This is a genomic window from Methanothermus sociabilis (assembly GCF_055392295.1).
Genome location: NZ_AP042467.1, coordinates 814,395 through 826,831, shown reverse-complemented (window position 1 = coordinate 826,831; position 12,437 = coordinate 814,395). Strand labels below are relative to the sequence as shown.

Annotated in this window: 12 protein-coding genes; 8 read left to right on the top strand and 4 right to left on the bottom strand. The window is 30.0% G+C overall.

Annotation, left to right across the window (positions count from 1 at the left end):
- Positions 1–7 precede the first annotated feature (7 nt).
- The 4 genes from ACZ5LY_RS04505 to ACZ5LY_RS04490 all read right to left on the bottom strand — a co-directional run bounded on the left by ACZ5LY_RS04505 (position 8) and on the right by ACZ5LY_RS04490 (position 3,261).
- Entirely contained in the window at positions 8–712 is a 705-nt protein-coding gene (locus tag ACZ5LY_RS04505) for a DUF4013 domain-containing protein (protein ID WP_464577105.1), read from the bottom strand.
- A gap of 49 nt (positions 713–761) precedes the next feature.
- On the bottom strand, positions 762–1,157 hold the full coding sequence (locus ACZ5LY_RS04500) for a dihydroneopterin aldolase family protein (protein WP_464577103.1): 396 nt from the start codon (positions 1,155–1,157) through the stop codon (positions 762–764).
- Between the two features lie 105 nt (positions 1,158–1,262).
- A complete protein-coding gene (locus ACZ5LY_RS04495) occupies positions 1,263–2,249 on the bottom strand; it encodes a radical SAM protein (RefSeq protein WP_013414211.1) in 987 nt (328 codons plus the stop codon).
- A gap of 82 nt (positions 2,250–2,331) precedes the next feature.
- On the bottom strand, positions 2,332–3,261 hold the full coding sequence (locus ACZ5LY_RS04490; protein WP_464577101.1) for a hypothetical protein: 930 nt from the start codon (positions 3,259–3,261) through the stop codon (positions 2,332–2,334).
- A gap of 439 nt (positions 3,262–3,700) precedes the next feature.
- Here ACZ5LY_RS04490 and ACZ5LY_RS04485 point away from each other — a divergent pair, with 439 nt between their 5' ends.
- From ACZ5LY_RS04485 to cas7i, 8 genes are all read left to right on the top strand, one after another.
- Positions 3,701–4,732 carry an RNA-guided endonuclease InsQ/TnpB family protein gene (locus ACZ5LY_RS04485; protein ID WP_464577099.1) on the top strand — a complete coding sequence of 344 codons (1,032 nt, stop codon included), beginning with the start codon at positions 3,701–3,703 and terminating at the stop codon, positions 4,730–4,732.
- Positions 4,733–4,890: 158 nt separating this feature from the next.
- Entirely contained in the window at positions 4,891–5,157 is a 267-nt protein-coding gene (locus ACZ5LY_RS04480) for a hypothetical protein (protein WP_464577097.1), read from the top strand.
- Positions 5,154–5,636, top strand: coding sequence for a hypothetical protein (locus ACZ5LY_RS04475; RefSeq protein ID WP_013414207.1), 483 nt, complete (start codon positions 5,154–5,156; stop codon positions 5,634–5,636). Before ACZ5LY_RS04480 ends, ACZ5LY_RS04475 begins: the two co-directional genes overlap by 4 nt.
- Positions 5,637–6,231: 595 nt before the next feature.
- A complete protein-coding gene (locus ACZ5LY_RS04470) occupies positions 6,232–7,884 on the top strand; it encodes a right-handed parallel beta-helix repeat-containing protein (RefSeq protein WP_464577095.1) in 1,653 nt (550 codons plus the stop codon).
- A gap of 514 nt (positions 7,885–8,398) precedes the next feature.
- The gene (gene cas6, locus ACZ5LY_RS04465; protein ID WP_464577093.1) at positions 8,399–9,130 is read left to right on the top strand and encodes a CRISPR-associated endoribonuclease Cas6; all 732 of its coding nucleotides are present in this window, start codon (positions 8,399–8,401) and stop codon (positions 9,128–9,130) included.
- A complete protein-coding gene (locus ACZ5LY_RS04460; protein ID WP_464577091.1) occupies positions 9,127–10,935 on the top strand; it encodes a hypothetical protein in 1,809 nt (602 codons plus the stop codon). The genes cas6 and ACZ5LY_RS04460 overlap by 4 nt, the downstream gene beginning before the upstream one ends.
- 3 nt (positions 10,936–10,938) lie before the next feature.
- The gene (locus tag ACZ5LY_RS04455; protein ID WP_464577089.1) at positions 10,939–11,253 is read left to right on the top strand and encodes a hypothetical protein; all 315 of its coding nucleotides are present in this window, start codon (positions 10,939–10,941) and stop codon (positions 11,251–11,253) included.
- Positions 11,254–11,256: 3 nt separating this feature from the next.
- Complete coding sequence (gene cas7i, locus ACZ5LY_RS04450) at positions 11,257–12,423, top strand: type I-B CRISPR-associated protein Cas7/Cst2/DevR (protein WP_464577087.1); 1,167 nt, start codon at positions 11,257–11,259, stop codon at positions 12,421–12,423.
- The last annotated feature ends 14 nt before the right edge of the window (positions 12,424–12,437 follow it).

The window sequence follows — 12,437 nt, the reverse complement described above, 5'->3', positions numbered from 1 at the left end:
ATATACATTACTCTTCATCAACATGTCTGTAAACATATCTTAAGGCTATAGCACGAGCATCAAATAATAGTAGTATAGGCATGACAATAATAGAAGAAATTATAGACCCAATAACTGGTATTTGTAATAAAAATAATGAAAATAAATACAAGAAAATCTGTACAATAAGAACAACAACATACCAGGCTAAATAACTATCCCATCCAATTTCAGATATAATATTAAATATCTCACTAAAATTAAAAGCAGCTCCAAGACTGCCATAGTACGCTAGATTAGCGCGCCCCATTTTTTCAAAAATGCCAAAAATAGGTATTAACATCATTCCTAATATAACAGTAGGATTTTTAAGTATTAAAGAACGGATGTACAACTGTGCTCCAGGCATTGTTGCTAAATAAGGATTTTGATTTATTAATGTCATAACTGTTGAAACACATCCATAAACTATTAAAATTATTGGTATTATAAAATAACATAAATCCATTATGAACAATTTTAATCCATTTAATAGTAATTCTCCCCAATTATCAAAAGGTGGGAGTGTTTCTTCACCTTCTATCGAAACTTTAATGGCCCTAATGCAATACCCTAGTCCAACAAAAAGTGGAATTATAAGTATTGATAATATACCCAATATCCCAAGAAATATTGTCCTTGTAAATCTCGAAAATGGATATCTTATTGAGTCTGATATTATTTCAAAGAGCATTGATAGCACCTTTAATAATTATATAACAATATTTTGTTATTACCTCTATTTAAATTTTATTATTCACACCTCTCACTTTTTCAACATAAATTAATGGATATTTTAACTTGTCTATGTATTTCATCCTAATTACAGCTTCAACATCCTTTACCCTAGAAATAATTTTAACATCCAACATTTCTTCTGTAAGTGTTGTATAATTGAATTTACTTTCCATTTCTTCCACTTTTTTTTCATTAATCTTTACTTTAACATCTTTTATTGCAGGCTGTAATTTTATTGAGCTTTCTATTGCATCTTTAATCAATTCTAAATTCTTTTTACTTATAGGCACGCCGATAAATTGATGAAAAAGTGCCCCCATGCTTATTGCACCTTCAAAAATAGCTCTTTCCCTATTACTTAAATTTTTAAAATATTTTTCAATTTCTTTTTTCTCAGCCATGACAATGCCTCCAATATTTAACAAAGAGAGGTAAATTTCAAGTGTAACAGCTAAAATTAGGAAAGTAGTTATAAGTTATAACTTATAAGTTATAAGTGGAAAAATTCAAGGGAGCAATTCAAGCCCTTCCTTTTCAGCCAGTTTTCTAGCTTTATATATTTCCTCTGAAGTAGGATATCTAGCTATCTCTGGATATTTATTTGCCTTATAAACCGGCCTATATTGTCCCATAATATTTACTACAGCCTTCTCCATATTCTCAGCTATCCATTCGATTATTGGTTCTGTACAACATTCAACATGTCCTGGAAGTACTAAATGTCTTATGATTACATCTCCAGACTTCTCAGCCAATAAATGATTACGTGTTATCACTTCCCAATAATTATCAACATTTGCTAACTTTTTTGCACAATCATCATTGCCAAACTTAAAATCTGTGAGATACAAATCCACAAATCCATCAAGAAGCTTCATAGATTCAACAGTTAAATACATATTACTATTCCAGATCACAGGAATATTTTCTCTACAATATTTCATGACTTTTAGTATGTAATTAAGATTTGGAGTTGGATCCCCACCAACAAAATTTACATTTTTAGAACCAAGCTGTCTTTTTCTATCTATTATTTTTGCTAATTTTTTTGGAGATATAACCACGCCTGCTTCTGGAAATTGAGATATATCCCAATTTTGACAGAAAACACATCTAAATGTACAACCTGAGAAAAATATTGTGTGGCTTGGAATTAATGGCTGTTCCTCTCCAATATGCATAAATTCCGATGCTACTCTAGGTTCTTTTACTCCACAAAAACCTGTTTCTTTTGTACGATCAACCTTACACCTTCTTTCACAAAAACAGCAAGACCTAAACAATTTTTCCGCAATTAATATTTTCAGATCTAACAATGAAAATTTTACTTCCTCATCTGTTCTGCCAGTTTTTAATTTTTTCAATGCATTTTCATGTATCTCCCATAACTTAGACAATGTTTCATTTCCTTCAATATCAACACTAATTTTCTTAATAACCTTGAATCTAGCTAATTTTTCATTCTTACTAATTCTATGATACTCTTCTAACATAATAAAAATTATATAAATTAAAAATTAAAATTTTTTTGTTAAAGTCAAAGGAGATGTAAAATTAGACTTATTTTTATGGTTTTCATGAGGAGGTGTCCTCCAACTCTCTCACCTTATATCCATCCCCTAAGAATTCCTCCTTGCTATCATAGATCTTTATGATTCTCTTATCTCTGTTTATAACTAGATATTCTTCCCTGAGATCATGACGATATGCCTTAGCTTTCTTTTCATAATAAGGCATCAGGAAACGGTATAGTATTTCCCCAAACACTACACTACCTATAATTATAAAAATAAACGATTTCTCTAATTTATCAGGGCCAAATATGGGAAATAAACTGGCAATAATCATACCGAAACCAATAAGAGGGAACATAAAGCATTCTGAATGAATAATATCTCCAAGTTCTGTATTTTCTGGGAGTCCTTTTTCATCTTTATTTAATTTCTTTTTATCTTCATCTGCTCCTTCTCTCACTTTCCTCAATGATTTTCCAACATCCTCAAAAAATGCTTTAAGAGGATAATCAACATATTTATCTGTTATCTCACCTTCTGCATTTTCATACATAACGTATCTTTTCTTCTTTAAATGTTCAGAGGCTAATTTGATGTGTAGGAGTGGTAAAAATAGTAGAAAGATGGAGAAGAGCAAGGCAGGTAAAACGAAATTATAAATAAGTAACATTCCCAGTGAAAATATCATTATTAAGAACCCCGTGTAAAAAATGTTCTCAGAATAAGTAATCTTTCTTTTAGGGTCTATTTCTATAACAAAGCCTACTAATATAATTAGGAAAACAATGATTACTAAAATAAAAACTATTTTAAATAAAAAATGTTCAAGAGCTTTATCTTCTGGTGTTATATGCTTTTTCCTAGTTATACCACGTAAACCGCAGAGGATGAAAAATATCAATAACCATAAGATTGCAGACAACCCTGAACTTACTTTATAATAAATTTCCATGACTTTCCATCTTATTGGACTTATTTTTATGGTTTTCATGGTTTTTCCCTTGAAGTATTATTCCCTGAAAATATAATACCTCCTCATGTTTTTATTATTATTCTATCTAAGTTTATATTATATATATACAAAAATCCTGATCATAAATTATTAAAATTTATATTTTTTTGAATTTTTTACAAACAGAATTTTTAAAAAAAATAAAAAGAAGATTGAAATTGATTTTGTGAAAAACCAGATTTCCACTCTATCAGGGATTGAGAGAAAACAGAAAAAGTATTTATATAGATGAAGTATAAAACTAGCACTTGTTCTAAAAAATATACACAACTCTCTCTTACTCCTTCTTTCTCTCCAATGCAATAATTCCTAAAAAAAAGAAAACTATATATACTCTCTCATGCTACTTTTCTTCATGTCACATATCTATGCATATAAATTTAGACTTTATCCAAGTAAAGAACAAGAAGATAAGCTATTGGAAACTTTAGAGATTTGTAGGCATGTTTATAATTATTTTCTAAGTGAAATTAATAATTCTGAGGAGTATATATCATATTATGACATGTGTAAACAGCTGACTAGATTAAAGAAAGTATATGCAAAAGTTTTACAGCTTGTGCTTTATCAGCTTCATTCCAACTTAAAAGCTTTAGCCAAACTTAAGAAAAATGGTAAGAAGGTCGGAAGACTACGGTATAAAGGAAAGTGGTTTAAATCTTTTATTTATAATCAATCTGGTTTCAAGATAATAAAAACTGGAAAAAGACTAGATAGGCTATATCTATCAAAGATTGGAGAAATTCCAATTAGGATAAACAGAGAAATTGAGGGGAAGATAAAACAAATCATAATAAAGCGTTACAATTCTGGCAAGTGGTTTGCTTTAGTTTGTGTTGAAAAAGAAGAAATTCAAAATAATAAAACAGGTAAAGCAATAGGAATTGATGTTGGAATAAAGCATTTCCTAACAGACATTGAAGGAAGACAAATAGAAAATCCAAGATTCTATGAAAAGACCTTAAAGAGAATAAAGATTGAACAGAGAAAACTATCAAGGAAAAAGAAAGGTTCTAAGAATTATAAAAAGCAAAAAAAGAGGCTTGCAAGATGTTATGAAAAGTTAAGAAACCAGAGGGATGATTTCCTACACAAATTATCCAGATTCTATGTAAGCAACTATGACGTGATCTGCGTTGAAGATTTAAGGATAAGAAATATGGTTAGGAATCATAAGCTTGCAAAAAGTATTTTAGATGCTTCCTGGGGTAAATTCCTTCAAATGCTATCTTACAAGGCTGAAAGGGCCGGTAAGATTGTTAAGAAGGTAAATCCAAGAGGAACATCGAAAGGATTAACCTATAAGAATAAACTAAGAGATTATATATCAGCGTGTAGAATATTGTTGAGGGGATGGGGTAGCCCTGATAGCCTGCCTGAGAGAAAACCTCTACTCAGAACTATCTCCTGTAGGGATATAGTCTCTGGGCAAGTTTTCTCTATGAAGTAGGAAGCTCCGTAGGGGGTAGCTCAAAAACGAATGAAAAAGGTTACTTAGCATTTGATATACTCATCACTTCACTTTTATTTCTATTTGTAGTGATTTTATTAGTACAATTAATAAATAATGAAATCGACAATGCTAATAACGAAAATAAAGTATATGCAATGAGATCTTTAACAGATAACATATCTAATTCCATAATTTTGTCCTATAGTGGAGGTAATGGACATAAAGTATATCTTTCACTACCAAAATCCATTTGCAATTGCCAATATAATATTTACATAAAGGAAGATGGAGTATACTGTGTTTGCGGGAATTTAAAATGTAAAAGTACTATTTTTGTGCCTGTAGATAATGTAGAATTGTATGCAAATAAAGAATATCTCTTTGAGAATGAGAATAACAAAGTTAGGGTTGTGATGCAATGAGTTCTGTGATTATTGAATATTCATTTATAGCCGTAGTTTTGTTGATTTTCTCATATTCACTTTTTTCTGTGGTGCAGCGTGAACATGAATTATCAGTTGCTTTATGCGCCGCAAGATCTGGTGCAAACCTTGCAACAACAATGAACAATTATGCAGTATATCCTACAATTTCATTTGATAATTATACTGAATTTAAACCAGAATTATTATCTCCGTCTGCAACCAAAATAATTAAAATAGAATATAAATTTAAAGGTTATAATGAAAGATATAAGAAATTTGAAATTGAACTACAAGTTTATGCGCATGTAAATAGATTGTTTAATAATCATTCTCTCCGATCGCTGGGAGACAGGATAAACTACAATGTTAGAAAATCCATATGTGAAGTGTTTGGAACTGGGGATAAATATGAATATTATGATCCAGCATTCTCTCAAAATTTTGTCTTCATAACTCCTGAAGTTAAATGGGTCTAATGTTTTGGCAATGATGAGGAACTATTCTGATAAGTGATGAATTCAGCCTTGTCTGAGCCATCTCTAAGAATTTTTATTTTTCTAGAAATAAAAAAATAGCAATCAAAAAACAGGTTTCCACCCTATCAGGGATGAAAAAAATAGGAAAAGTATTTATATAGATGAAGTATAAAACTAACACTTGTTTTAAAAAATATACACAACTCTCTCTTACTCTTTCTTTCTCTCCAACGCAATAATTCCTAAAAAAAAGAAAACTATATATACTCTCTCATGCTACTTTTCTTCATGCAAGGTGACTTCCCATACAATTACAAAGCTGAAAGAGCTAGTAAGACATGTTTAGGAGAATACTCTACTCAGGACTATCCCCTGTAGGGATATAGTCTCTGGGCAAGTTTTCTCTATGAAGCAAGAAACTCTATGAGGAGTAGCTCAAACATAGTAATTGGAAAGTTAATCTTGACGAAAAACGAAAAAAACTTGCCTATTAAATCAGTATTTTTAGGGTTGAAATCGGGTGTAAAATATATTTACATTTATTATTACATAATAAAAAATTTATATTAAAAAATTAAAGAGGACGTGTCTAAAAATGAAGTCTAAAGCTGTATTGATCCTCTCAACATTGCTAGTTCTGTTGGCAATCTCTCAAGCATATGGAGTTAAAAATGTTTATCCTGAGAATGGCACACTTGAATATGCAATAAAATACTCTAATCCTGGAGAGACAATATTTTTGCATAAAGGAACGTATTATGTTTCAGGGATTACAATAGACAAGGCTTTAACCATTAAGGGTGAAGACAGGGATGGAGTTGTAATAATTGCTGACCCCCAAGGAAAAGGCCGTATATTCACAATTAACAATAGTGCAATTGTAAATTTAATAAATTTAACATTGAAGAGTTATAGTGGTGTAATAAACAACACTAGTAATTTAACAAATGAGAGTTCCAGTGGTGCGATGAACAATACCACAATGAATAATACAGGTAATCTAACAAATGAGAGTTATGGTGGTGTAATAAACAATACAGGCATTCTAACAATTGATAACTGTATTTTTGAGGATAATTATACTAGTGAAAAAGGAGGGACAATCTGCAATTATGGCAATTTGACCATAGTAAACAGTGAGTTTAGGAACATTTATGCATTATTAGGCAATTCAACTATAACTGGATGGCGTGGAGCTGCAATTACTAATTATGGCAATTTAAACATAACAAACAGTACATTAAGAAGTACATATGGTAGCAACAGAGGGAACGCGATATATAATTCTCATGAAGGTTCGTTATACATGGAAAACTGTAGAATCCTAAATTATAAAGCTGGCAATCATCCTGGAGGGGCAATCATTAATGAAGGGACCGCATCTATTAAAGGAAGTGTATTTTGGAATAATATAGCATATCATGGGGGAGCAATCTATAATAATGGTAGTATGAATTTAACTGAATGTTTATTTGCATGGAATGCGGTTAGATACACAGGTGGTGCCATCGACAATGCTGGTAATTTAACAATTGATAAATGTGGGTTTGAGAATAATAGTGCTGGTTACTGGGGTGGTGCCATTTACAATGCCGGTAATTTAAAAATAACAAATTCTATATTTAATAAAAACACTGCAAACGGAGAAGGTGGTGCTATCTATAATGATGGTACTCTAACAATAGACAACTGTACGTTTAGTAACAATAATGCTACCGACTATGGCGGTGCTATCTATTCTTCAAACAATTTAACAGTTACAAATTCTACATTTGAGTACAATGTAGCTGGAAAGAATGGAAACCACATTTACAATGCTTCAAATTGGACAAATTATAATAATAAATTTAATCCAGATGGTTTTGACACCCTTAATACATCAGATTACAATATAACCCTCACAAATTTAGGAATATCGACAATAACCATAAAATATTACATCACAGTTTACACAAATCCAGTTAATGGAACTAAAGTCAGTTATAGAGAATTAACAATAACTCTAAATCCATATGAAACAAAAACAATAGAGTTAGGTAAATATCCAATAGGGTATGCAGTGTCTACAACAATGGTTGTTAAAAATCCATTAAGATATATACTTCCGTTGGATCTAAGAATAAAATATGAAATTGAAGGATTAAACCCACAGATAAGGGAAATAAGTAAATACATAGCTTCAGGAGGAGAATTTAACTATATAGCTAGATATACAGGGAAAAAAGAAGGATTTATTGATATTTGGTGATCCTTTTTTATTTTATTTAGATATTCTTTTAATTGCTTTTTTGTTAAATCATCTACTTAACTCAAATTTTTACTCCTTATTTTGAGTCGTTAATCTTTATAAATAAATATATTTTTGTTAGTTGCTGATGGGAAGTATTAAATATAGTAATTGGAAAGTTAATCTAGGCGAAAAACGAGAAAAGGTTGCTTGTTCAAATCAGACTATTTTAAGGGTTTGAAACCCTCCTTTGGAATCTCGTCAGGTACTTCAAACCCTGGTTCAAATCAGACTATTTTAAGGGTTTGAAACGCTTGCATATATAAAATGCACAGATCTTGACGATGCTAGAGCATTTCCGTTTGAAATAATAAACTCCTCTTTATTTTTTTATTCGCCGTTTGTTTTAGGCATGCCTAAATCCTGTTTCTTCAATCAGGATGTTATAGATAAATGTTACGTATTCATGTTATAATAATAAATATAAAGTAATAAGAGAATATAGATCATCATTCAAAAACTAAGGAGTAAATTAATGAGGCTCAAAATAGAAGTTAAATCAGATATAAAACCATTAAAAGTGCCTTTTAACTATAATCATATTATAACTGCAATTATTTACAAAAAAATAAATGATATCGAGCTTGCACGCAAACTTCATAACAGTAATGGATTTAAATTTTTCACGTTTTCTGAATTAAAAATACCAAAAAGAGAAATATTTAAAAATTTTATTCTCTCTAAAGATGGTAAGTTCTATTTTTATATATCATCACCAAACATGGATCTCATAAAGAATCTTATTGATGGATTTATAGAACACCCTAAATTGAATTTTTTAGGAAAAGATGTTTATGTAGAGCATGTAAAGCTTTTAAAACCACCAATTATTAAGAAGAGGATGGTGTTCAAAACACTTTCTCCTATAATCGTAAGAACAATGAGAGAGAATAAAGGAACACTCAAACAATGGGACTTAAATCCTAACGATCTTAAATTTTATGAAAACATGCAAAATAATCTTTTAAAGAAATACAAAAACTTTTATGGAGATTATAGAGGCGATGAATACCTTAAAATCATTCCATACTTAAATTCCATCAAACGGAAACGAATTATGATTCCTAGTAGAAATTCTAAAACATATCATCGTGCATATCATATGAAATTTTCTATTGAAGGTGATATAAGACTAATAAAGTTTGGATATGATTGTGGATTTGGAGAAAAAAATAGTATGGGATTTGGAATGGTGAGAAAAGCATGAAAAATGAAATTATTCCTACTTTAGAATTTACTGGCAACTGGATTATAGATTTAGGAATGTTAGGATTCGCCAATCTCTTAGAAGATATTTATGGATGGGACATCCTAGAAACACAAAAAAGAATAAATGAAAATGAAAAGGTGGTACATTATGGGTTATTTCCATTTGCATATATTTGTTCTGAGGTAAAAAAGAAGAATTCAGAAATCCCTAAGCAAATTATCGAAGATTTTGTAAATGAAATCTTTAAAAGAAATTTCAAATCAAAAAGAGAAATATTCGATTTTACATGGGAGAATTACATAACTAAAGCAGTTCTGGCTCATTGGAAAAATTACACTCTTAGAAGGGCGATAGATGAAAACAGATTTGGTTCTGGAACTCCTAAAACCTTTAAAGAACTAATAAAAAAAATAAAAGATTTTGAAAAGGAGTTTATTAAAAAGAATAGGGATAAAATAAAGGATTTTTTAAAAAAAGGAAGATTCCAAAAATTAGAATATGAAGACATAAAAAAGTTTCAGGAGACTCCAATAGAGAAATTTAAAAAATATGGAAAAGAGTTTACAAAAGATGTTAAGAAATTTAAACAGGAAATTTCCAAAGTTGATAAATATTTGGATGAAGAATGGAGTAATAAAGTTGTAGGTAAAACAGATGTCCCTGATAATGTATTTTATAGAATTCCCATTGATAATAAATATTACAAGAATTTCTTATTTTTTCAACCAGGATATTCTCATAAAAAACAAAAAGAAGAATTCTATTATGCCATAGATTCTAAAATAGAAAAAAAAGATGTCCTTAGTAGAATGGATAAAACAATTAACAAGTTTTTAGCATCTTATAATAAAGCACCAAACATTTATTATACGCCTCTAAAAACTGAACATCTTCTAGACGTCACACCTTATTTATTTATATATCTTCTATGTTTTGACCGTGCATTCGAAAGGTATAGAAATATCGGCCATCTTGTATTTTATTCAAATGACATTTTTGTAACATATGAAATTAATAAACGTTTAAGACTCATGAAATCAAAGGTTGAAAGTGAAGATGATCCAAACAGTATTTTTAGGAGTACATGGCAAACAGTTATTGACACTATAATAGAAATGGAGTCATGGTGGGTTCTTGAAAACCTTTACCTCATAAAGTATGCCGACTTGAAAAGTGACACCCAACGCTTCATTGATGTTGAATATATGGGTATCTCTAGGTTACAAGCTACAGTATTATTAGATGAAGATCTCAGAAGAAACTTAAATCAAAGACTGCGCGTAGATAAAAATGAACACAAATGGCTCTTTGAAGAATTCATTAAAAACAAATCGCTGATATCTACTATACTTGATCATCTAATTCTAAGAATAAATCAAAAAATAGAACAACGAAAAGTCCGACCTTTACTTTATGCCCTCGCATTGGAAGCAGAATTATTCCCAAGACGTAATTTTACTCGTCTATTCGAAGATCCAACGTCATTAAAATATAAATTAGATGAATTAGTTCCAAGAATAAAGAAAGCTTATAAAGAGATGAATGTAGCTAGAAAGAATATCCAAAAATTGTTATCCAAAAGCGTAAGAGAAAAAAATGCATCACATTTATTTTCCATCATAAAACAACAAAATAAATATTCATTTGTAAACTCTCTTTTAAAGCTTATGATTTCAAGCCAGGAGAAGGATAAAAGGCTAATCAGACATTTAAATGACTATATTTTCCATAAAATCGTTCAAAATGATGAAACATGGATTTATTATGCTCTAGGACTCTATATTGGATTTGTAGGGGGTTAAAAAATGGAACACGTAAAAAAACCCATTTCAATGAAAGATTATAATGAAATAAAAATATATACGAAAAAAGCATTTGAAAACATAGGATCTGAAAATTATAGGCAAAGATTAATTTATAAACTACTCAACACAGTTAAAACAAATAACCAAAGTGATTTCTTTTCATCATTATTGAGGGCTTTAAATTCTCGTAAGAATGATAAAAATGTTAAAAGACTTTCCAGAAAGCTTGAATGGCTATATCCACTTTCACCAGCTAATTTTGAGAAAGTTGCATATTCAATTATAATGGGTATAATGGCAGTAGGTGGTGAATGAAAAATGGGAAAATATATTGTTTTAGATATAGTATTCCATGGAGGTTCCTTGAATTATGACCAAGGTAGTGGGAATTATCAAGAATTGAAGAAAATAACAAAATGGGATGGTAGACAATATACTCTTGTGAGTAGATATGCTCTGAGATATAGTTTACTTGAAACCGCAGAAAAAGCAAAGCTATTTAAATTAACTGAAGCAGAAAACCTCATAAACGCTGGTAATGATGAAAATACAGTTATACAGCCCGCAACAGAATTTCTGCTAACTGGAGGCATACTGGAGTATCCAGAATTTGATCTCTTTGGGTATTTAATAACAAACACTACTCCACAAAATTTCAGAACAGCTCCTGTTAAGATTTCACATGCTGTTTCAATGACACCCTTTATGTATGATGCTCATTTCAATGCCAATATTGGCCTTGCAAATAGAATGCGAAAAATGCACGGCGAAATGAAACCCAATCCATTTACAATGGAAGAACATCAAACATATTATCAATACTCTGTTGTAATAGATGTTGAAAATATTGGAGAAATAGAAGTTTATATAAATCCTAAAAAGGAAATCCGAGACGAATTTAAAGTGGAAAAAATAGAAAAAATAAATGATTCAGGCAATGAAGAAAAATTATCAATAAAATTAAAGAAAAAGAAAGGGAAAAAAGAAGAAATATGTAAACAATCAGATATGGTAGAATTATCTGAGTTCACAGAATTTGACGATGTCTACTTAATTAAATATAGGTTAAAAGATGAGGAAGAAATAAAAAAGAGAATAATAAATCTTATAAAAGCTATAATGAATTTAAAACGTAGTATTAAAGGAAGAGAGGAAGATCTATCACCTAAACTTCTGGTAGCTGGCATATATAACGATTGCCCATATAAAACTTACAAAGACAAAATAATACTTGTCGATGAATATACAGAAGAAGAATATGACGAAATAAAAGAAACAAAAACTGAAAATGGGCGTATATTAAAAGTAAAACATAAAACTAGCAAAACAAAGAAACCCTTATTCAAAATCGAAGGAATTAATGCAGAGGTAACTCCATTAAATGAAGAGGAAGTTTTATCATTTATAGAACATATATTCGACAAAGAAGGCGAATACCAAGATTTAAAAGTTTTCAAGGATGAGAGTATAGAAGTGAAAATTTAATTTTTGAGGCTCTT